This is a genomic window from Mesorhizobium sp. WSM4810, from assembly GCF_055811235.1.
Genome location: NZ_JBVVQV010000010.1, coordinates 140,501 through 162,474, shown reverse-complemented (window position 1 = coordinate 162,474; position 21,974 = coordinate 140,501). Strand labels below are relative to the sequence as shown.

General features: G+C 63.8%; 18 protein-coding genes. 10 read left to right on the top strand and 8 right to left on the bottom strand.

Features of this window, described 5'->3' with window-relative positions:
* Positions 1-89 precede the first annotated feature (89 nt).
* The 3 genes from AC0L3O_RS16980 (at position 90) to AC0L3O_RS16970 (ending at position 3,716) form a co-directional block, all read left to right on the top strand.
* On the top strand, positions 90-1,472 hold the full coding sequence (locus AC0L3O_RS16980; protein ID WP_128168391.1) for an aspartate aminotransferase family protein: 1,383 nt from the start codon (positions 90-92) through the stop codon (positions 1,470-1,472).
* A 13-nt stretch (positions 1,473-1,485) separates the two neighbouring features.
* Complete coding sequence (locus tag AC0L3O_RS16975; RefSeq protein WP_473536241.1) at positions 1,486-2,907, top strand: glutamine synthetase family protein; 1,422 nt, start codon at positions 1,486-1,488, stop codon at positions 2,905-2,907.
* Positions 2,908-2,993: 86 nt separating this feature from the next.
* The gene (locus tag AC0L3O_RS16970) at positions 2,994-3,716 is read left to right on the top strand and encodes a UdgX family uracil-DNA binding protein (RefSeq protein ID WP_280806757.1); all 723 of its coding nucleotides are present in this window, start codon (positions 2,994-2,996) and stop codon (positions 3,714-3,716) included.
* A 3-nt stretch (positions 3,717-3,719) separates the two neighbouring features.
* Here AC0L3O_RS16970 and AC0L3O_RS16965 read toward each other — a convergent pair whose 3' ends face one another.
* From AC0L3O_RS16965 to AC0L3O_RS16950, 4 genes are all read right to left on the bottom strand, one after another.
* Positions 3,720-4,985 (bottom strand): glycerate kinase type-2 family protein, encoded by a 1,266-nt coding sequence (locus AC0L3O_RS16965; protein ID WP_473536242.1) that lies wholly within the window; start codon positions 4,983-4,985, stop codon positions 3,720-3,722.
* Positions 4,982-5,485 carry a heme-degrading domain-containing protein gene (locus AC0L3O_RS16960; protein WP_128172895.1) on the bottom strand — a complete coding sequence of 168 codons (504 nt, stop codon included), beginning with the start codon at positions 5,483-5,485 and terminating at the stop codon, positions 4,982-4,984. Before AC0L3O_RS16960 ends, AC0L3O_RS16965 begins: the two co-directional genes overlap by 4 nt.
* Positions 5,486-5,559: 74 nt before the next feature.
* A complete protein-coding gene (guaD, locus tag AC0L3O_RS16955) occupies positions 5,560-6,873 on the bottom strand; it encodes a guanine deaminase (protein ID WP_473536243.1) in 1,314 nt (437 codons plus the stop codon).
* Positions 6,874-6,875: 2 nt separating this feature from the next.
* Positions 6,876-8,093: a urate hydroxylase PuuD gene (locus AC0L3O_RS16950; RefSeq protein WP_473616111.1), complete on the bottom strand. Its 1,218-nt coding sequence runs from the start codon at positions 8,091-8,093 to the stop codon at positions 6,876-6,878.
* A 243-nt stretch (positions 8,094-8,336) separates the two neighbouring features.
* Between AC0L3O_RS16950 and AC0L3O_RS16945 the strand changes: the two genes are divergently transcribed.
* Complete coding sequence (locus AC0L3O_RS16945; protein WP_473515205.1) at positions 8,337-9,257, top strand: LysR family transcriptional regulator; 921 nt, start codon at positions 8,337-8,339, stop codon at positions 9,255-9,257.
* A gap of 21 nt (positions 9,258-9,278) precedes the next feature.
* Here AC0L3O_RS16945 and xdhC read toward each other — a convergent pair whose 3' ends face one another.
* The 4 genes from xdhC to uraH form a co-directional block, all read right to left on the bottom strand.
* Positions 9,279-10,274, bottom strand: coding sequence for a xanthine dehydrogenase accessory protein XdhC (xdhC, locus tag AC0L3O_RS16940; protein ID WP_473536245.1), 996 nt, complete (start codon positions 10,272-10,274; stop codon positions 9,279-9,281).
* Positions 10,275-10,350: 76 nt separating this feature from the next.
* The gene (gene xdhB, locus AC0L3O_RS16935) at positions 10,351-12,699 is read right to left on the bottom strand and encodes a xanthine dehydrogenase molybdopterin binding subunit (RefSeq protein WP_473616110.1); all 2,349 of its coding nucleotides are present in this window, start codon (positions 12,697-12,699) and stop codon (positions 10,351-10,353) included.
* A complete protein-coding gene (gene xdhA / locus AC0L3O_RS16930; protein ID WP_473536247.1) occupies positions 12,699-14,180 on the bottom strand; it encodes a xanthine dehydrogenase small subunit in 1,482 nt (493 codons plus the stop codon). Before xdhA ends, xdhB begins: the two co-directional genes overlap by 1 nt.
* A gap of 3 nt (positions 14,181-14,183) precedes the next feature.
* Positions 14,184-14,558, bottom strand: coding sequence for a hydroxyisourate hydrolase (uraH, locus tag AC0L3O_RS16925; protein ID WP_236377917.1), 375 nt, complete (start codon positions 14,556-14,558; stop codon positions 14,184-14,186).
* Positions 14,559-14,733: 175 nt separating this feature from the next.
* Here uraH and puuE point away from each other — a divergent pair, with 175 nt between their 5' ends.
* The 6 genes from puuE to AC0L3O_RS16895 all read left to right on the top strand — a co-directional run bounded on the left by puuE (position 14,734) and on the right by AC0L3O_RS16895 (position 21,969).
* Positions 14,734-16,167: an allantoinase PuuE gene (gene puuE / locus AC0L3O_RS16920; protein WP_473536248.1), complete on the top strand. Its 1,434-nt coding sequence runs from the start codon at positions 14,734-14,736 to the stop codon at positions 16,165-16,167.
* Positions 16,168-16,211: 44 nt separating this feature from the next.
* Entirely contained in the window at positions 16,212-17,060 is an 849-nt protein-coding gene (locus tag AC0L3O_RS16915) for a bifunctional allantoicase/(S)-ureidoglycine aminohydrolase (RefSeq protein WP_473536249.1), read from the top strand.
* The gene (locus tag AC0L3O_RS16910) at positions 17,057-17,560 is read left to right on the top strand and encodes an ureidoglycolate lyase (RefSeq protein ID WP_473536250.1); all 504 of its coding nucleotides are present in this window, start codon (positions 17,057-17,059) and stop codon (positions 17,558-17,560) included. Before AC0L3O_RS16915 ends, AC0L3O_RS16910 begins: the two co-directional genes overlap by 4 nt.
* Positions 17,560-18,153: a nucleoside deaminase gene (locus tag AC0L3O_RS16905; RefSeq protein ID WP_128172886.1), complete on the top strand. Its 594-nt coding sequence runs from the start codon at positions 17,560-17,562 to the stop codon at positions 18,151-18,153. The genes AC0L3O_RS16910 and AC0L3O_RS16905 overlap by 1 nt, the downstream gene beginning before the upstream one ends.
* An 84-nt stretch (positions 18,154-18,237) precedes the next feature.
* Positions 18,238-20,223, top strand: coding sequence for a CocE/NonD family hydrolase (locus AC0L3O_RS16900; RefSeq protein WP_473616108.1), 1,986 nt, complete (start codon positions 18,238-18,240; stop codon positions 20,221-20,223).
* A 156-nt stretch (positions 20,224-20,379) separates the two neighbouring features.
* Entirely contained in the window at positions 20,380-21,969 is a 1,590-nt protein-coding gene (locus AC0L3O_RS16895; protein ID WP_473536252.1) for an ABC transporter substrate-binding protein, read from the top strand.
* Positions 21,970-21,974 lie beyond the last annotated feature (5 nt).

The window sequence follows — 21,974 nt, the reverse complement described above, 5'->3', positions numbered from 1 at the left end:
AGTAGGGGACACATCCCCTATTCCCCTATTCCCCTATTCCCCTATTCCCCTATTCCCCTATTCCCCTATGACGCATGAGAGGGGCATTCATGCATACAATCGACCATTCAAAGATGGCGATCGGTGGCATCAGCACTGCTCGCATCGCGGATCTGCGCGAGACCGAGGCCGAAGCCTTCCGCAAGGCAAGGCCGAAATCGGCAGCCAAGGTCGGCAACGGCCTGCCGGGTTTCTTCGGCGGCGTGCCGATGCACTGGATGAACGACTGGCCGACGCCGTTCCCGATAATGGTCGACAGCGCCAGAGGCGCCACTATCACTGACATCGACGGCAATCGGCTCGATGATTTCTGCCTCGGCGACACCGGCTCGATGTTCGGCCACTCGCCGCCGCCGGTCGCCCACGCCATCCGTAGGCAGGCCGGACGCGGCCTGACCTACATGCTGCCTTCGGAAGATGCACTCGCCATCGGCCCGCTGCTGCAACAGCACTTCGGCCTGCCGTTCTGGCAGATTGCGACAACGGCGACCGATGCCAACCGCTTCGCGCTGCGCGTCGCCCGCGCCATCACCGGCCGGGGCAAGATCCTGGTCTTCAACGGCTGCTATCACGGCTCGGTCGACGAGACGATGGTGCGTCTGGTCGGCGGCAGACCGGCCAACCGGCCAGGACTGGCCGGCGAATTCCGCGACCTGACCCGGGCGACCGATGTCGTCGAGTTCAACGATGTGCCGGCGCTTGAGACAGCACTCCGGGACCAGCAAATCGCCTGTGTCGTCACCGAGCCGGTGCTGACCAATTCCTGCATGGTGCTGCCCGATCCCGGCTTCCACAACGCGCTGCGGCGTCTCACCCGCGCCGCTGGCACCCTGCTTCTGATCGACGAGACGCACACGATCTCGACCGGTCCCGGCGGCTACACCAGGAAACATGGCCTGGAGCCGGACCTGTTCGTGCTCGGCAAGCCAATCGCCGGCGGCGTGCCAGCCAGCGTCTGGGGCATGAGCGAGGGCGTCGCCACCCGCTATGCCGACTATGTCAGGACCAAGGAACCAGGCTATTCCGGCATGGGCACGACGCTCTCGGCCAATCCGCTGCAGTTCGCAGCGATGCGCGCCACGCTCGAAGAGGTGATGACCGACGAGAACTATAGCCATATGGACCATCTGGCGCGGCGGCTCGACGCCGGGCTGACCGCCGTCATCGACCGTTACCGCCTGCCTTGGCATGTTGCCCGAGTCGGCGCCCGCGTCGAGTTCATCTGCGCACCCGGCCCGCTGAGGAATGGCGGCGAGGCGGAAGCAGCGCACGCACCGGCGCTCGAAGCGGCTGTCCATGTCGCGCTGGTCAATCGCGGCGTGCTGATCGCGCCGTTCCACAACATGATGCTGATCTCGCCGGCGACCAGCGCGGCCCAAGTGAACCGCCTGATCACCGCCTTCGGCGCGGTTGCGGCAAGGCTCGCGGCATGAGACAAGCTTGCACATGAGAGAAGCGCACAAGCAAACTTTGAACGCCATCATCGCCTCCCCTTCGGGCTCAACGCCCGCCGAGGCGCATACCTTTCTCGACGCCCATCCCGAGATCGAAGCGTTCGACATCGTGCTGACCGATGCCAATGGCGTCGGGCGTGGCAAGATCGTGCGCCGGCACGAGTTGATGAGCATCTTCGAGGGCGGCAGGCATATGCCGATCTCGATCCTCGGCCTCGACATCACCGGCGAGGACGTGCACGAGACCGGACTGATCTGGACGACGGGCGACGGCGACCTGCGGGCATGGCCGATCCCCGGCACGCTGGTGCCGCTGTTCGGCACACAGCCGCCGCGCGGCCAGGTGCTGATGGCGATGTACCATCTCGATGGCCAGCCGATGTCCTCCGACCCGCGCCTGGCGTTGGGCCGTCAGGTGGAGATACTGGCGGCCAAGGGCCTGCATCCGGCCGGCGCCTTCGAGCTCGAATTCTTCCTGCTTGCCAACGAGCGCGACGCCGACGGCAAGGTGCAGCCGGCGCACGCGGTGCTCGACGGCCGCCGCTCGGCCAAGACAGAGGTCTATTCCGTCGACCATCTGCACGGCATGGAGCCGCTGTTTTCCGATATCTATGCCGCGGCCAGGGTGCAAGGCATCCCAGCCGAGACGGTCATTTCCGAATATGCGCCCGGCCAGTACGAACTGACGCTTAATTATCGCAAGGACGTGATGCGGGCCGCCGACGACCTCGTCATGCTGAAGCGGCTGGTGCGGGCGCAGGCGCGCCGCCACGGCGTCACTGCCTGCTTCATGGCCAAGCCGATCGAGAAATACGCCGGCTCCGGCATGCATTTCCATGTCTCGCTGCAGAACAAGGCCGGCAACAACGTCTTTGCCGAAGCCAGCGGTGAGACCTGGTCCTTGCCGCTGCTGCGCGGACTGGGCGGCCTCATCCAGACCATGGCCGAATCGATGCTGGTGTTTGCACCGCACGCCAATTCATGGCGGCGTTTCGTTTCGCAATCCTATGCGCCGGTGGCGCCGACCTGGGGCGTCAACAACCGCTCGGTGGCATTGCGCGTGCCGGCTGGCGACGCGAAAAACCGGCGCATCGAGCACCGGCCGTCGGGCGTCGACGCCAACCCCTATCTGGTGGCGGCAACCGTGCTGGCCGGCATCGTCAAGGGTCTCGATGAGGGCCTCGATCCAGGCCCCGAAACCACCGGCAATGGCTACGAATCAGCAATCACGCGCACCACCATGCCGGTGGACTGGCGCGCCGCGATCGAGGCGGCAAGGGCCTCGACATTCCTCAAAGCGGCGCTGGGGGAAGACCTGCACCGAACATTCGTGGCGATCAAGCAATCCGAATATCTGCGGGTGGCGCGCACGGTCAGCGAACTGGATTATCATCTCTATCTGCACGAGGTGTGAGGCATCGCATCGCCGGTCATTCGCCCAGCGAAAGCCGGGTCCCGGCTATTTGAAGGAACCTTTCTGGGGCTTCGCTCATTCCGCATCTGATCGCAGCAGCGGGCAAGGCCGCATCAGCCATGATCGCCAGGATGCAGACAAATTCTCCACACCACGCCAAGGTGCAGGCAAGACGCTGGCCCAAGCCTGAATTGCCTGAGACGGCAGAAGACGATGGCGCAAGCACCATTCCCGAACTCAGCGAAGTGGCGAAGGCCTGTCGCCGCTGCCCGCTGTGGCGCAACGCAACGCAGACCGTGTTCGGCGAAGGGCCTGACAAGGCCAAGGTGGTTTTCGTCGGTGAACAGCCAGGCGACCAGGAGGATCTGGCCGGCAAACCTTTCGTCGGTCCGGCGGGAAAAGTCTTCGACGCCATCCTGGACGATGCCGGCGTCGACCGGCTGAAAGTCTATGTCACCAATGCGGTCAAGCATTTCAAGTTCGAGCCGCGCGGCAAGCGGCGCATCCACTCGAAGCCGAATACCGGCGAGGTACAGGCCTGCCGCTGGTGGCTCGACAGGGAGCTCGATCTGATCAAGCCCAATCTGGCGGTGGCGCTCGGCGCAACGGCGGCGCAGTCACTGCTCGGCAAGGTCGTGCCGATCATGAAGATGCGCGGCGCGGTCGTGGATCGGGACGATGGCTTGCCTGTGTTCGTCACCATCCACCCGTCCTTCATCCTGCGTATTCGCGAGCCGGCGGACAAGCAGGCCGAACGCGAGCGGTTCCTGCAGGACATGAAGGCAGTGAAAAAGCTGATGGCCGCCTGACCCCTATCTGATCAGGATTGCCCTCAAATCATTGACGTTCGTCCCGGTCGGGCCGGGCACGAAGAGATCGCCGACGGCGTTGAATGCCGTCCAGGCATTGTTGCCGGCAAGCATCGCCTTGGCATCGACGCCTGCCGCCCGCATCCGCGACACCGTCGAGCCGTCGGCAAAGGCGCCGGCATTGTCCTGCGAACCGTCGATGCCATCGGTGTCAGCGGCCAGTGCATGGGCGCCCTCCATGCCGCTGATGCCGATGGCGAAGGCAAGCAGAAACTCGGTGTTACGACCGCCCTTGCCCTTCGCCCGCACGGTCACCGTCGTCTCGCCGCCTGATAGAATCAGCACGGGCTTCGGGAAGGGCCGGTTGCGCTTCGCGACTTCACGGGCGATTGCCGCATGGACACCCCCAACTTCGCGCGCTTCGCCCTCGATGGAATCGGAGAGGATGGCCGCCTCAATACCATGGCGCCTGGCTTCGGCCGCAGCCGCTTCCAGCGAGACGCCGGCCGAGGCGATCAGATGCACTTCGTTGCGCGAAAAACGCGGATCATCGACGCGCGGCGCATCGGCGGCCGGCGAATTGATATGCGCCATCACGGCAGCCGGCAGTTTCATGCCATAGGCGGCGATCGATGCCAGCGCCTCTTGGCGGTTGCCGGAATCGGGAACGGTCGGGCCGGAAGCGACAAGCGCCGGATTGTCGCCGGGAATGTCGGAGACCACCAAAGATACCAGCTTTGCCGGATAGGCAGCTGCCGCCAGCCTGCCGCCCTTGATGGTGGAAACATGCTTGCGGATGGTGTTCATGGCGGCGATCGGCGCGCCGCAGGCGAGCAGCGCCTCGTTGACGGCGATCTCGTCGGCCAGCGTCAGACCTTCGGCGGGCGCCGGCAGCAGCGCCGAGCCACCGCCGGAGATGAGCGCCACGACCAGATCGTCCGCGGTCAGCCCCTGCACCTTTTCGAGCAGCCGGCGCGACGCTTCGAGCCCTGCGGCATCCGGCACCGGATGCGCCGCCTCGATGATCTCGATGCGCTGGCATGCCGCGCCATAGCCGTAGCGGGTGACGACCAGCCCTTCGATCGGCCCGTCCCACACTTTTTCGAAAGCCGCCGCCATCTGCGCCGAGCCTTTTCCTGCACCAATGACGATGGTGCGCCCCTTCGGCATTGCCGGCAGATGATCCCTGATCGTCCTCTGCGGATCAGCGGCGGCAACGGCGGCATTGAAGATGGCGGCGAGGAAGGATTTGGGATCGAGCGCCGTCATTTTGCTTCCGGCGGCAGTGCCAGCTCGCGCCCGTCGACGCCGAGGTGGCTGCACAGCGCATCGACGACGACGCCGTGATCCTCACGCTCCGGCAGGCCCGAGACCGCGATCACACCGATGACGCCGGCACCTTTGACCGTTATGGGAAAGCCACCACCGGCCAGCACATAGTCCGATATGTCGAGCCCCTCGCCTGGCTTGAAGCTGCGGTCGGGACGCTGCTGCTCCAGCACCATGCGGTAGGTGCTTTTCAGGAACCGCTGCACCACGTTGATCTTGCGCCGCGCCCAATCCGGATTGGAGGCGTTCGAGCCCGGCATTGCCGCGTAGAACAGCGGCCGGTCGAAGGTCCTGATGTCGACGATGATCGGCAAGCTCTGGGCCAGTGCCCGGTCGCGGATCGTCGAGCCGATCTTGAAGGCGACAGCTTCATCGAAGACCGAGAAGACAAGCTCGGCTTCCTGTTTCTGGATCAGAGCGATATCGTCTGCAACGGCCATGTCGTTCCCCTATCAACGTCGCGGCACCCTTTGACCGATGGCTGCCGCTGGGTCAAGCGGGGCGTGTGGGATAGCTAAACCGCCATATCGGTCTTCATCGCCCGCCCGGCGACGTAGACCTCGCGCACGGCACGGTCGTCGCCCAGCGTCTGCAGCAGAAACAGCTCCTCCGCCAGCGTGTCCGCCGTCTCCATCCGCAGCCGCATGGCCGGCGTGGCGCGGGCATCGAGGACGACGATGTCGGCATCGCTGCCTTGGTCGAGCGTGCCGATCCTTTCCACGATCGACAGCGCCTCGGCATTGCCGCGGGTGAGCTGCCAGAACGACTGGAACGGATTGAGCTTCTCGCCGTTCAGCGCGATCACCTTGTAGCCCTCATCCATGGTGCGCAGCATCGAGTAATTGGTGCCGCCGCCGATATCGGTGGCGGTGGCGATGCGGAGTGCTTTTTCGCGGCGGCGGTAACGCTGATAGTCGAACAGGCCCGAGCCGAGGAACAGGTTCGAGGTCGGACAGAACACGGCGACCGAGCCCGTTTCCGAAAGCGCATCCGCCTCGCGTTCCGAAAGATGGATGCAGTGGCCGAACAGACTTTTGCGCCCGAGCAGCCCATGGTGCTCGTAGACATCGGTATAGTCGCGTGCCCGCGGGTAGAGTTGCAGCGTAAAGGCAATCTCGGCGTGGTTTTCCGACAGATGCGTCTGCATGTGCAGATCAGGATGTTCGCGGCAGAGCGCGCCCGCCATTTCCAACTGTTCGGGCGAGGAGGTGATGGCGAAGCGCGGCGTGATGGCATAGTGCTGGCGCCCCTTGCCGTGCCACTCCTTAATCAGCGCCTTGCTGTCGTCATAGGCCGATTGCGGCGTGTCGAGCACGCCCTCCGGTGCGTTGCGATCCATCATCACCTTGCCGGCAATGTTAAGCATGTTGCGGTGATGCGACTCGGCGAAGAACGCCTCGGCCGATTCCTTGTGCACCGAGCAATAGGCGGCGACGGTCGTCGTGCCGTGGCGCAGCATCTCGTCGAGGAACAGCCTGGCGATGCGGCGGCCATGCTGGGCGTTCTGGAATTTGGTTTCCTCGGGAAAGGTGTAAGTATTCAGCCAGTCGAGCAGTTCGGCGCCGTAGGAGGCGATGACCTGCATCTGCGGAAAATGCGCATGCGGGTCGATGAAACCAGGCAGCAGCAAATGCGGACGGTGGTCGATCTTTTTTGCGCCTTCATCAGCCTTTTTCTCGACGTCGGCATAGGCGCCCGCGGCAACGATCCTGCCGTTGCGAAGCAGCAGGCCGCCGTCGTCCTCGTAGCGCCAGGCGGAATGGTCGTCGACGGTCTCAGGCCAGCGCAGGAAGGACAGCGTGCGGCCGCGCAGGAGCGTGCTGGTCATGCTTATTTCCCCGCCTCCTCGAACCATGCCACCAGCAGCGCCCGCTCCTTGTCGGTGATATGGGTGACGTTGGCGGGCGGCATCGCGTGGCTGCGGCCGGCCTGCAGGTAGATCTCGCGGGCCTGCCCGGCGATACCGGCGTCCGTGTCGAGCATCACACCTTTCGGCGCGTGATAGATGCCATCGTAGGACGGCTCCTGCGCATGGCACATCGAGCAACGGCCAAGCACCGTATCGCGCACTGCGGGAAAATGCGCCGAGGCGATATAGACCTGTGCCGTCGAGGACGCCTTGACTTCGCCGGTCAGCACTTTCGGCGCGGTTGACAGCCAGATGATGACGACGAACAGGACGGCGGCAGCCAGCCAGATCCAGGTCGGGTTGCCCTTGCGCGCATGCATGGTGTTGAAATAGTGCCGGATCAGCACGCCGATGATGAAAACCAACGAGGCGATCACCCAGTTGAACTGGGTAGCAAACGCCAGCGGGTAGTGGTTCGACAGCATCAGGAAGAGAACGGGCAGCGTCAGGTAATTGTTGTGCAGCGAGCGCTGCTTGGCGATCTTGCCGTATTTCGGATCTGGCTTCCTGCCGGCGATCAGGTCGGCGACGACGATCTTCTGGTTCGGAATGATGACCATGAAGACATTGGCCGACATGATCGTCGCGGTGATGGCGCCAAGATGCAGGAAAGCGGCGCGGCCGGTGAACAGATGGGTAAGACCCCAGGCGATGAACACCAGCACGCCATAGAGCACCAGCATCAGGCCGGTGTCGCTCCTGCCAAGGGGCGAACGGCATAAGAGATCGTAGACCACCCAGCCGACGCCGATCGTCGCCAGCGACAGCAAGATGCCTGTAGGCACCGACATGGCAAGCACGTTGGGATCGATCAGGAAGAGGTCCGCGCCGGCATAGTAGACGACGCACAGCATGGCAAAGCCCGACAGCCAGGTAGCGTAGGATTCCCATTTGAACCAAGTCAGGTGCTCAGGCATTTCGGTCGGCGCCACGAGATATTTCTGGATGTGGTAGAAGCCGCCGCCATGCACCTGCCATTCTTCGCCGAAGGCGCCGACAGGCATGCCCGGACGCTGGCGCAAGCCGAGATCGAGCGCGACGAAATAGAAGGACGAGCCGATCCAGGCTATGCTGGTGACGACATGCAGCCAGCGCACGGCGAAACTCAGCCAGTCCCAGAAAATCGCAAAATCGATCATTGAAAAGTCGTCCCTGCCGATTGGGTGACTTTACGGACTGGAGCGCAAACGGAAAGGGCCGAGCGGCACGATGACTTTCAAAAAAAAATGGAAAATACTACAGCGCCGCGCGTCCGTTGGACGCGCAAAGGACGCTGTAGAACTTTTATCTGGTGCATGATCCTTTCCGAAAATCGATTCCGATTTTTCGGGGTCATGCACTAGGGTTATCCCTGCGCAGCCGCATGAGAGCCCCAAAGCCGCATGGCCTATCTCGACAACATCTCCGTCTTCGTTCGCGTCGTCGAGCTCGGCAATCTGTCGGCGGCGGGGCGCGACATGCGCATTTCGCCAGCGGTCGCCTCCAACCGCATCAAGGAGCTCGAAAAACATCTCGGTGTCAGGCTGTTCAATCGCACGACGCGGCAATTGATGCCGACCGAGCACGGCACGGTGTTCTACTCCGGCGCCAAGCAGGTGCTTGAGGCGGTCACCGAGGCGGAAGCCGCTGTCAGCGCTTTGTCCGGCCAGCCGCGTGGCACCATCAAGGTGACAGCGCCGCTTGGCCTCGGCCGGCGGCTGGTGGCGTCGGGAATCCCCGATTTCCACGACAAATATCCTGACATCGAGGTTCGGCTGAGGCTTTCGGACCACAATGTCGACATCATGAAGGAAGGCATCGACGTCGCGTTCAGACTGGGTATCATCGAGGATTCCAGCCTGAGAATGCGCGGCATCATGGAGTGCGAGCGGGTGCTGGTGGCGGCGCCGAAATATCTGGAGACGCGCGGCGAACCGACCGAGCCGCAGGAACTGATCGCCAACAAACACGATTGCCTGATGCTGCGCTACGCCGGCGCGCGCGAATATGTGTGGACGCTGCAGACGGCCGACGGTCCGCGGAAATTCGAGGTGCACGGACCCTATGACACCGACGATGGCGACGTGCTGACCGGCTGGGCGCTGTCGGGCCGCGGCATCATCAACAAGCCGCGCTTCGAGGTCGAGCCGTTCATCCGCGACCGGCGTCTGAAGGTGATCCTGCCCGACACGCCACCGACGCCGGTGCAGTTCGCCGCCGTCTACCCGCACAAAAAGCTGCAGGACCCGAAGGTGCGGCTGCTGCTCGATTTCATGGCCGAGCGCTGCCAACGGCTGATCAAAGAAATTCTGGCCGGCAAATGAGCGTTGCTCGAATTCTGGCCGTCAGCCGGCCATTGCCTTGCCACGAGAGACGGGGTGCGGCGCGGCTCGCGCGCCAGCATGGGCGGCCAGTGCCGTCATGATCTCGGCCGCCGCCAAGGCCGCAATGACTTGCGGACGCTTGTCCTTGACCGCATCGCCGCCGATCGGCGAGACGAGGCCGGCAAATTGCGCCTCGCTGCCGTCCGCCGCCTTCAGGAACCAGTTCCTGAATGTCGCCTTCTTGGTCTTCGAGCCGATCATGCCGACATAGGCGGCATCCCGGCGTTTCAGTGCCTCGGCGACGATCAGGAAATCCAGTGCGTGGTCGTGAGTGAGGACGACGAATGCGGCGCCAGCCGAAGCCTTGCGCACCATCGCCTCGGGCATTGGCGTCAGGCTGGTTTCGACCGTGTCCGGCATGCCCTCCAGCGCCTCGGCCCGCGTCTCGACAACGACGACACGGACCGGCAGCAAGGCCACCGCCGAGGCCAGCGCCTGGCCGACATGGCCGCCGCCGAAGATGTAGACATGCGGCAACTGCGCCTGCTCGGCGTCCGCCGCCGCGACCAGCTCTTGCGCCAACGCCGTGTCGACCCGCCGGATCAGCACCTCGACCCTGCCGCCGCAGCACTGGCCGATCTCGGGCCCGAGCGGGACATCGAGCGTCGTGCGCGTATCCCTCCCCCTTGAGGGGAGGGTGGCGGCGAAGCCGTCGGGTGGGGTCGCCGCGGCAGTGCTCGACATTTTCTTAGGTCGCGTGCTTCCTCTACCGGCCCCCTCTGGCCGCTCCGCGGCCATCTCCCCCTCAAGGGGGGAGAAGAGCAGCTGCCGCGCCTTGTCGATCGCGATGAATTCGAGCTGGCCGCCGCCGATCGTGCCAAAAATCGCCGCGCCCGAGACGAGCATGAAGGCGCCCTTCTCGCGGGGCGTCGAGCCTTTGGTCCCAGCCACCTCGACCAGGGCAACCCGGCCGGCGCCGCCAAGAAATGCTTTCAGGGTTTGCACTTTCGAGGTCATGTTTTTGCTTTCCCTATCGGGAAACATAGGGTTTTTCGGCCCGGATTGCACGCCTTGTACGAACCCGGGACCGAGTTCAAGCACCAGCCTTGGCTTCCCTCTTCAGCCGTTCGATCGCCATCAGCACCCGCTCCGGCGTCGCCGGTGGGTCGAGGCGCGGGCAGATCCGATGGCCGGCAACGCTTGCCACCGCATCCGACAGCGCATGCAGCACCGAGATGCCGAGCGGCAGCGGCGGCTCGCCGACCGCCTTGGAGCGGTGCACCGTCGGCTCGCTCGCTTCCGGCCAATCGGCCAGCGTCACATTGAAGATCTTCGGTCGGTCCGAGGCGAGCGGAATCTTGTAGGTCGACGGCGCATGGGTGCGCAGCCGGCCCTTTTCGTCCCACCAAAGCTCCTCAGTCGTCAGCCATCCCATGCCCTGGATGAAGCCGCCTTCGACCTGGCCAAGGTCGATGGCGCGGTTCAGCGAGCGGCCGGTCTCGTGCAGGATGTCGGTGCGCTCGACGACATACTCGCCGGTCAGCGTGTCGACCGAGACTTCCGAGCACGCGGCGCCATAGGCGAAATAATAGAAGGGACGACCCTCGCCCTTGTCGCGATCCCAGTGGATTTTCGGCGTCTTGTAGAAGCCCGCCGCCGAAAGCTGGATGCGCGCCATATAGGCCTGCCTGATGAGATCGGCGAAGGCGATCTCCTGGTTGCCGATGCGCACCCGGTTGGGCAGGAACAGCACCTGGTCGCGCGGCACCTGGTATTTTTCGGCTGCGAAGTTGGTCAACCGCTCCTTGATCTGCCGGGCCGCGTTCTGCGCCGCCATACCGTTGAGGTCGGAACCGGACGATGCGGCCGTCGCCGAGGTGTTCGGGACCTTGCCGGTCGTCGTCGCGGTGATCTTTACCTGGTTGAGGTCGATCTGGAATTCTTCCGCCACCACCTGCGCCACCTTGACGTAGAGACCCTGCCCCATCTCGGTGCCGCCATGGTTCAGATGCACCGAACCGTCGGTGTACACATGCACCAGCGCGCCGGCCTGATTGTAGTGCGTCGCGGTGAACGAGATGCCGAACTTGACCGGCGTCAGCGCCAATCCACGCTTGATGAAGCGGCTGTTGGCGTTGAAAGCTTCAATGGTGCGGCGACGCCTCGCATAGTCGCAACTCGCCTCCAGTTCGGCGACGATGCGGTGGATGATGTTGTCCTCGACCGTCTGGTGATAGGGCGTGACGTTGCGGTCGCTGGTGCCATAAAAATTCTTCTTGCGAATCTCGAGCGGGTCCTTGCCGACGGCAAAGGCGACCTCTTCGATGACACGCTCGGCGCCGACCATGCCTTGCGGCCCGCCGAAGCCGCGGAAGGCGGTGTTCGACACGGTGTTGGTGTAGAGCGGCGCCGATTGCGCATGAACCGCCGGCCAGAAATAGGTGTTGTCGCAGTGGAACAGCGCGCGATCGGTGACCGGGCCCGACAGGTCCGCCGAGAAGCCGCAGCGCGCCGCAAACATGAAATCGACGCCGAGGATATTGCCCTCGTCGTCGAAGCCGACCTCGTAATCGACGAGGAAGTCATGGCGCTTGCCGGTGGCGATCATGTCGTCGTCACGGTCGGGCCGGATTTTCACCGCGCGATGGTGTTTTTTCGCAGCAATCGCCGCGAGCGCGGCAAACTGGTTGCCTTGCGTTTCCTTGCCGCCAAAGCCGCCGCCCATGCGGCGGATCTCGACCGTGACGGCATGGCTCGGCACGCCGAGCGCATGGCTGACCATGTGCTGGATTTCGCTCGGATGCTGGGTCGACGAATAAATCGTGACGTCCTGATCCTCGCCGGGAATGGCCATGGCGATCTGGCCTTCGAGATAAAAATGGTCCTGGCCGCCGATGCGCATTTTTCCTTTCAGCCGGCGCGGCGCCGCCCTGATCGCAGCCGCGGCACCGCCGCGCCTCAGGGTCAGCGGCGGCGTGACCAGCTTGTCCTTCCTGGGATCGAGGACGCCGATGTCGGTGACGAAAGGCAATTCCTTGTATTCGACCTTGGCCAGCCTTGTGGCGCGGCGCGCCTGCTCGCGGGTTTCGGCGATGACGCAAAAGATCGGTTGGCCGAAGAACTGCACCTTGCCGTCGGCCAGCACCGGTTCGTCGTGGCGGCCGGTCGGCGAAATGTCGTTTTCGCCCGGCACGTCGCTCGCCGTCAGCACGTCGACGACGCCGGGTGCTGCGCGCACCGCCGCCAGGTCCATGCTGCTGATGGTGGCATGCGTGGCCGTCGAAAGCCCGAGGCAGCCATGCAGCATGCCGGATGATTCCGGCATGTCATCGATATAGACGGCCGTGCCGCGGACATGCTTGTGCGCGGAATCATGACGCTGGTCGGTGGCAACGCCACCAGCGATTTTCTGCGCCTTGAGGTTTGGAGCGTGCTTGGTCATCACGCCGCCTCGTGGCGCGATATCTGGATCGGTGCTTTGGTGCCGCTGGTCTCGGCGAAGAACCGCAACAGCAGGTTGCGCGCCGCCAGCGCCCGGTATTCGGCGCTCGCCCGCATGTCGGTCAGCGGGGTAAAGTCTTTGGCGTACTCGGCCATGGCGGTCTCGACCGTCGGTTCCGTCCAGGGCCTGCCGAGCAGCGCCTTTTCCACGCCGAAAGCCCGCTTCGGCGTTGCCGCCATGCCGCCATAGGCGATGCGCACCTCCGCCACCGTGCCGTCCTTGGCCAGGGCCAGCAGGAATGCGCCAAGTGCGGCGGTGATGTCCTCGTCACGGCGCTTGGTGATCTTGTAGACGGCGAATTTGGTATCCCTGCCCGGCACTGGGACATGCACGGCCTCGACGAATTCGCCCGGCTGTCGGTCCTGCTTGCCATAGGCGATGAAGAAGTCTTCAAGCGAGATCGTCCGACGCTTGTTGCCGCGGCGCAGCGTCAGCCGCGCGCCGAGTGCGATCAGCGGCGGCGGCGTGTCGCCGATCGGCGAGCCATTGGCGATGTTGCCGCCGATCGTGCCCATGTTGCGCACCTGGTCGCCGCCGATGCGATCGAACAGCGGGCCCAGCGCCGGGATGCGTTTCGCCAGCATTGAGAAAGCCTCGGTGTAGGTGACACCAGCGCCGATCGAGATGATGCCCTTGTCTTCGGAAATCCGGCACAGCCCGTCGAGATTGCCGATGAAGATCGCCGGCGCAATCTCGCGCATGTGCTTGGTCACCCACAGGCCGACATCGGTCGAACCGGCAACGATGGTGGCGCCCGGCTCCTTGTCGAGCACGGCGGCGAGGTCGTCGGCATCGGCCGGGACGACCAGGCGCTGCTTGCCGGCGCCGATCTCGATGCGCGAACCGTCTTTCATCGCTTCGAGCTTGCTCGTGATCGCCTTGCGCTCCGCTGCCAGCGGATCCTTTGCCGCCTTGCCGTAGCTGGAGATGGCACGTGCCGCCCGCATGATCGCCTCGTAGCCGGTGCAGCGGCAGAGATTGCCCTGAAGCGCCTTTTCGATGGCTGCATCCGATGGCTCCGGTGACCGCATCCACAGGGCATAAAGCGACATGACGAAGCCCGGCGTGCAGAAGCCGCATTGCGAGCCGTGGAAATCGACCATCGCCTGCTGCACCGGATGCAGTTTTTCGCCGTCGCCGCGCAGATGCTCGACGGTTACGACATGCGTGCGATCGAGCGAGCCAAGGAAGCGGATGCAGGCATTGACGCTGTCATAGACGAGCCGGCCGCCTGACAGCCTTCCGACCAGCACGGTGCAAGCGCCGCAGTCGCCCTCGGCGCAGCCTTCCTTGGTGCCGCGCAGCGAGCGCTCGAGCCGCAGCCAGTCGAGCAAGGTCTCGTCGGGCGCGACCGTGGTCAGCGCAACATCCTCTCCATTGAGGATGAAGCGTATCTCATTGCGTATCTTGAGTCTCGTCATGTCTCAGCTCCCCCGATAGGTCGAATAGCCGTAGGGCGATATGAGCAGCGGCACGTGATAGTGCATCGGCTCGGCCATGCCGAAGCGGATCGGCACGCTGTCGAGGAAGGCCGGTTCCGGGAGTCTCAATCCCTGCCGGCGCAGATAGTCGCCGGCGGCGAAGACCAGCTCGTATTCGCCGGTGCGGAATTCCGCGTCGGCAAGCAGCGGCGCGTCACACCGGCCGTCGGCATTGGTGACCGCTGTCTTCAGATGCGTCCGCATGTCGTCGTTGATGCGGTAAAGCTCGATCGACAGGCCTGCCGCCGGCCTGCCGGTCGCGGTGTCGAGGACATGGGTCGTCAGACGTCCGCCTTCGGCTTTCGACGTTTCCGCCACTGGCTGCTCCCATTCCGGTACACTCAAAACGTGCTTGACGAATTGTGCGCCAATTAAAGGCGATGCATAAGTCCCGGTCGAGTGAAGTGCTGCAAAAACACTTTCAAAAATTTTCGGGGGAATGCGCAAGCAATCCTTTCGACTATCCTGATCACACTATCCGGCAGGAGCGACAATGCGTTACGAACGAGACATGCGCGGCTACGGCGCCAATCCGCCGGATCCGAAATGGCCCGGCAGGGCGCATGTCGCGGTGCAGTTCGTCGTCAATTACGAGGAAGGCGGCGAAAATTGCGTCCTGCACGGCGACAAGGCTTCGGAAGCCTTCCTGTCCGAGATCGTCGGCGCTGCACCCTGGCCCGGGCAGCGCCACCGGAACATGGAATCGATCTACGAATATGGCGCCCGCGCCGGCTTCTGGCGATTGCTGCGCCTGTTCACCGAGGCTGAGGTGCCGATCACCTGCTACGGCGTCGCCACAGCACTGGCGCGTTCGCCCGACCAGGTCGTGGCGATGCAGGAGGCCGGCTGGGAGATCGCCTCGCACGGGCTGAGATGGATCGACTATCGCGACCATGCGCCGGAGGACGAGCGCCGCGACATGGACGAGGCAATCCGGCTGCACTACGAGGTGACCGGGGCACGGCCGACCGGCTGGTACACCGGCCGCACGTCGATCAACACCGTGCGGCTGGCGGCGGAAGAGGGCGGCTTCGACTATGTGTCGGACACCTATGACGACGAGCTGCCGTACTGGTTCGAGCATGGTGGGCCGGACGGGTCGGCAAAGCCGCAGCTCATCATCCCCTATACGCTCGACGCCAACGACATGCGTTTCGCCACGCCGCAGGGCTTCAACTCGGGCGACCAGTTCTTCGCCTATCTCAGGGATAGTTTCGACACGCTTTATGCCGAGGGCAAGGCAGGGCGGCCGCGCATGATGAATATCGGCCTCCACTGCCGCCTCGTCGGCAGGCCGGGCCGGGTCGCGGCGCTGAAGCGCTTCGTCGACTACGTCAAATCGCACGACAGGGTCTGGCTGGCGCGACGCATCGACATTGCAAGGCACTGGCAAGAGAACCATCCGTTCCGGCCGCCGACGCTGCGCCCGTCGAAGATGGAATTCGAGGCTTTCGTCCAGGCATTCGGCGGCGTATTCGAGCATTCGCCGTGGATCGCCGAGCGCGCCTATGAGCTGGAGCTCGGTCCGGCGCATGACAGTGCCGGCGGTCTGCACAATGCGCTGTGCCGTGTCTTTCGCGGCGCCAGCGAGACCGAGCGGCTCTCCGTGCTCAACGCCCATCCCGACCTTGCCGGAAAACTGGCTCAGGCCAAGCGGCTGACAACGGAATCGGCCAGGGAACAGGCTTCCGCCGGGCTCGAGGCGCTGACCGATAAAGAGCGCGAGCTGTTCTCCAAGCTCAATGCCGCCTACGTCACCAGTTTCGGCTTTCCCTTCATCATCGCGGTGAAAGGCAAGACCAAGGAAGAAATCCTGGCGGAGTTCGAGGCGCGCATCGGCAACAGCCGCGGCGTTGAATTCGAAACCGCCTGCAAACAGGTCGAGCGTATCGCACTGCTCCGCCTCAAGGACATGCTTCCGCAATAGGCCTGGCTTCCGCAACAGGCTCTGAACTGATGGATACGATGAAAATGGCCGACCGAACCTATTACGCGCCGCAGGGCGGCCACCCCGGCCAGAGTGAGCTGCTGACCGGCCGGGCCGTCTTCACCGAGGCCTATGCCGTCATTCCACGGGGGGTGATGCAGGACATCGTCACCAGCGCCCTGCCGTTCTGGGACGAGACCCGCGTCTGGGTGCTGTCGCGCCCGCTGTCGGGTTTTGCCGAGACGTTTTCGCAATACATCGTCGAGGTCGCGCCCGGCGGCGGCAGCGACCGGCCGGAACCGGATGCCGGCGCCGAGGGCGCCCTGTTCGTGGTCGAGGGCGAGCTGACCGTTTTGCTGGCTGGCGAGAAACATGTCCTGCAGCCGGGCGGCTTTGCTTTCCTGCCGCCGGCCAGCGGATGGACCGTTCGCAACGAGGGCGGCGCACCCGTTCGTTTCCACTGGATCCGAAAAGCCTACGAAGCCGTGGAGGGCATCGATACGCCGCAAGCCCTTTTTGCAAACGAACAGGACATCGCGCCCACGCCCATGCCCGGCACCGAAGGCAGATGGGCGACGACGCGTTTCGTCGATCCTGAAGACATGCGCCACGACATGCACATCACCCTGGTTACACTCGAGCCGGGCGCGGTCATCCCCTTCGCCGAGACCCATGTCATGGAGCACGGCCTCTATGTGCTGGAGGGCAAGGCGGTCTACCGCCTTAACCAGGACTGGGTCGAGGTCGAGGCCGGCGACTATATGTGGCTGCGCGCCTTCTGCCCGCAGGCCTGCTATGCCGGCGGTCCGAGCCAGTTCCGATATCTGCTCTACAAGGACGTCAACCGGCATGCCAAGCTTGGCGGCGCCGGCGTCGCGAGGCGCGCGCCATGAGCCGCATTGTGGCGCGCCCGCTGACCCGCGAGAACTTCGCTGAATTCGGCGACGTCATCGATATGGGCGGCGACAATCACTACCCGATCAATGGCGGCAAGGCGGAACGCTACCACGACCTCGCCACCGCCGAGGCGCAGGGACCGAATGCGCGCGTGCTGATATCTATGGTGCGCGGCACGCCTTACAATTTTCCGCTGAAGCTCACCATGGTCGAGCGTCACCCGTTCGGCAGCCAGGCTTTCATCCCGCTGTCGCCACGGCCGTTCCTGGTCGTCGTCTGCCATGACAGCGACGAAGGCCCAGGAGAGCCGCACGCATTCATCACCGCGCCCGGGCAAGGCGTCAATTACCCACGCAATCGGTGGCACGGCGTGCTGACGCCGATCGGTGAGGCCCAGGATTTTCTCGTCGTCGACCGCGGTGGCGACGGCTCCAACCTCGAAGAGTGCCATTTCTCGCACGGTTACGAGATCGATCTGCCGGACAGGAGCCAATAATGGCCGATACTTCGCTGATCGACCGCCTGCTCGACGTCATCGAGCATGACATCGTGCCGAAGACGGCCGAAGGCGTCGCCCATGGCAATAAGCTGTTCGGCGCGGCGATCTTGAGAAAGGATGACCGCTCGCTGGTGCTCGCCGAAACCAACAACGAGGCGGAAAATCCGCTCTGGCATGGCGAGGTGCACTGCCTGAAGCGGTTCTACGAAATGCCGAAGGCCGAGCGCGTCGACACCAAGGACGCGATCTTCCTCGCCACGCACGAACCCTGCTCGCTCTGCCTGTCGGCGATCACCTGGACCGGCTTCGACAATTTCTACTATCTGTTTTCGCACGAGGATTCGCGCGACAGCTTCGCCATCCCACACGACCTGAAGATCCTGAAGGAGGTCTTCACCCTCGACCCTGGCGGCTACAATGCCGAGAACGCCTATTGGAAGAGCTTTTCGATCCGAAGACTGGTGCGGTCGCTGCCCGAGGCCGAGCGCAAGCGGCTGGAAGCACGGATCGGCAAGATCTCGGCGCGCTACGACGAACTGTCCAGCGCTTACCAGGCGAGCAAGGACGAAAACGACATTCCGTTGAGTTGACGCGGATTGACCAGCCGAATTCGTTGGCTGGCCCACGACGACGTCCCACGGGCTCCATCATTTGGCGGTCCTGGAGTCGCCCGCATGAAAACCGTCACTGAATTTCCCCGCAAGGTCGTCGAGTTTCCGGACATGGGCATCGTCATGCCGGATGGCTGCCGGCTGTCGGCGCGGGTGTGGATGCCGGCCGATGCCGCCGACGATCCGATGCCGGCGATCCTCGAGCACCTGCCCTACCGCAAGCGCGACGGCACGATCTTTCGCGATCAGCTGACGCATCCCTATTTCGCCGGCTATGGCTATGCATCGATCCGCGTCGACATGCGCGGCAATGGCGATTCCGAAGGGCTGATGGACGACGAATATTCCGAGCAGGAATTGCAGGACGCCTGCGATGTGATCGCCTGGGCGGCCGCCCAGCCCTGGTGCAACGGCAATGTCGGCATGATGGGTATCTCCTGGGGCGGCTTCAACTGCCTGCAGGTTGCAGCCAAGCAGCCGCCGGCGTTGAAGGCAGTCATCAGCCTGTGCTCGACCGTCGACCGCTATGCCGACGACATCCACTACAAGGGCGGCTGCCTGCTGATCGAGAATTTCGGCTGGGCCTCGACCATGCTGTCCTATTCGTCGCGGCCACCGGACCCGCTGCTGGCCGGCGACAACAAATGGCGCGACCTATGGCTGACCCGGCTGGAGAACCAGCCCTTCCTGGCGCCGCTGTGGCTGAGACACCAGCACCGCGACGCCTATTGGAAGCGCGGTTCGATCTGCGAGGACTATTCCGCCATCCAAGCCGCCGTGCTGTCGATCGGCGGCTGGCATGACGGCTATCGCAATACGGTTTCCTACCTCGCGGCCAATATCGAGGCGCCGGTCAAGGGCATCGTCGGCCCGTGGATCCACAAGTACCCGCATTACGCCGCACCGAAACCAGCGATCGGCTTCCTGCAGGAGGCCTTGCGCTGGTGGGACCGCTGGTTGAAAGGCATCGACACCGGCGTCGAGGCCGACCCGGCCTACCGCGCCTATGTGATGGACAGCGTGCGCCCCGCGCGTTGGCATCCCGAGCGGCCCGGCCGCTGGGTTGCCGAAGCAGACTGGCCATCGCCCAACATCAAGGCTGAGGCGATCGAACTGATCCCGGAAGGCGCCAGGCCTGCAATCGTGGCTTCGCCACAAAGCTGCGGCCTCGCCGGCGGCGAATATTTCCCCTTCACCTTCGGGCCGGAACTGCCCGGCGACCAGCGCCCCGACGATGCGCTGTCGGTGTGTTTCGACCAGCCCCCGCTCGGCGAGGCGATCGACATTGTCGGCGCGCCGGAGGTTTTGATCCAGGTCGCCTCGGATCGACCGCAGGCGAACATCGCGGTGCGGCTGTGCGACGTGCATCCTGACGGCGCATCCGAATTGATCTCCTACGGCGTGCTCAACCTGACGCACCGCAACTCGCATGAATTCCCCGAGGCGCTGGTGCCGGAAGAGATCGTTTTGGCGCGGGTGGTGCTCGACCAATGCGCCTATCGCGTGCCATCAGGCCATCGCCTGCGTATTGCCGTTTCGAACGCCTACTGGCCAATGATCTGGCCATCGCCGGAACCGGTTCGGCTCGACCTGTCGGCGGCTACGCTGAAGCTGCCGCTGCGTCCGCCGGCGCAAGGCGACGAAGTCACGTTCCCTACGTCCGAGGCAGCCGTGCCCTGGGCAACCGAAACGGTCCGTGCCGCCAATTCCGAGCGTCATGTTGATCGCGACGAGAAGACCGGAATCGTCACGCTTTCCATTGTCGACGATTTCGGCGAGGTGCGCGACCTGGAGCATGGCCTCGCCAATGGCAGCGTCGCCCGCGAGACATGGGCGATCCATCCTGACAATCCGCTGTCAGCGTCGGGCAAGACGCACTGGACGCAGACGCTGTCGCGAAATGGATGGTCGGTGCGCACCGAAACGTCAGCCGAAATGCGGTCCGACGCGCAAAGCTTCATGGTTAGCGCCAGAATCGAAGCCTATGAAGGCGAGAAACTGGTTTTCGAGCGCAATTTCGAAGAGAAAATCCCGCGCGCGCTGCTTTGAGCGCTTACGCGGGTTGGTCCAATTGCGACGTACGATTTACGCCACGGCATGTCGCATTCGGTCTTGCTTACGGCGTTCCCTTGCGGTCATTATTCTCCTCACAAGAAATGATAAAAAACGACCACAAGGTCGAACCAACAGAGTGAGGAACTCAACATGTCAAACGAACTGGAATTTCTCAGCCGGCGCGTCGCGTCCGGCAAACTGAGCCGTCGTGATTTTCTCGGCCGGGCGGCAGCGCTCGGCGTCACCGCGATCTTCGCCAACTCGCTGCTTTCGAGTGCGGCGCGCGCCGCGGGTCCGGTCAAGGGGGGCACGCTGAAGGCCGGCCTGGTCGGCGGCGAGTCCACCAACAGCCTCGATCCGGCCCTGTTCATGACGCAGGTGCCGTTCGCCTTCGGCAAGATGTGGGGCGAACTGATCGTCGAGCTTTCCCCGGAAGGCACGCTCGAGAACCGCATCGCCGAGGAGATCGGCTCGTCTGACGACGCCAAGGTCTGGACGCTGAAGATTCGCGACGGCGTCGAATTCCATAACGGCAAGACGGTAACCGCCGAGGACGTCGCCGCCACACTCGAACGCCATTCGGACGAGAAGTCGAAGTCGGGCGCGCTCGGCTACATGAAAGGCATCGAGAGCATCAAGGCCAGCGGCAAGGAAGTCGTGCTGACGCTGAAGGAAGCCAATGCCGACCTGCCCTATCTGCTTAGCGATTACCATTTGATCATCCAGCCCAATGGCGGCAAGGACAAGGCCGACGCCGGCATCTCGGCCGGACCCTACAAGATCACCACCAACGAGCCCGGCGTGCGCCATGGCGGCGAGCGGTTCGCCAATTACTGGCAGGCCGACAAGATGGGCCATGCCGACCAGATCGAGATCATCGTCATCAACGACGCCACGGCGCGCACTTCGGCCTTGCAGGGCGGCCAGGTCAACATGATCAACCGCGTCGAGCCGAAGATCGTCGACCTGATCAAGCGGCTGCCCGGCGTCACCATCCGCAACCATGCGGGTCCTGGCCACTACGTCTTCATCATGCATTGCAACACGGCGCCGTTCGACAACAACGATTTGCGCATGGCGCTGAAGCTGGCGATCGACCGCGAGGAGATGCTCGACAAGATCCTCAGAGGCTATGGCTCGCTCGGCAACGACTTCCCGATCAACTCGGCCTATCCGCTGTTTTCCGAGGACATCGAGCAGCGCAAATACGATCCCGACAAGGCCAAGTTTCATTTCAAGAAGTCGGGCCATGACGGCGCCGTCCTGCTCAGGACATCGGACGTCGCCTTCCCCGGCGCCGTCGATGCCGCGCAGCTGTTCCAGCAAAGCGCGGCCAAGGCCGGCATCACGCTGGAGATCAAGCGCGAGCCGGGCGACGGCTACTGGTCGGAAGTATGGAACAAGCAGCCCTTCTGCGCCTCCTACTGGGGCGGACGCTCGACGCAGGACCAGATGTACTCGACTGCGTACCTGTCGACGGCCGACTGGAACGACACGCGTTTCAAGCGTCCCGAGTTCGACAAGATGGTGCTGGCGGCGCGTGCCGAGCTCGACGAAGCCAAGCGAAAGGCGATGTATCGCGACATGGCGATGCTCGTCCGCGACGAAGGTGGCCTGATCCTGCCGATGTTCAATCAGTTCATCGACGCGACGGGCGCCAAGGTCGCCGGCTGGGTCGACGATCCGCATCAGGAGCTGATGAACGGGTACGCTCTGGCAAAGTGCTGGCTCGAAGCCTGAGCCCG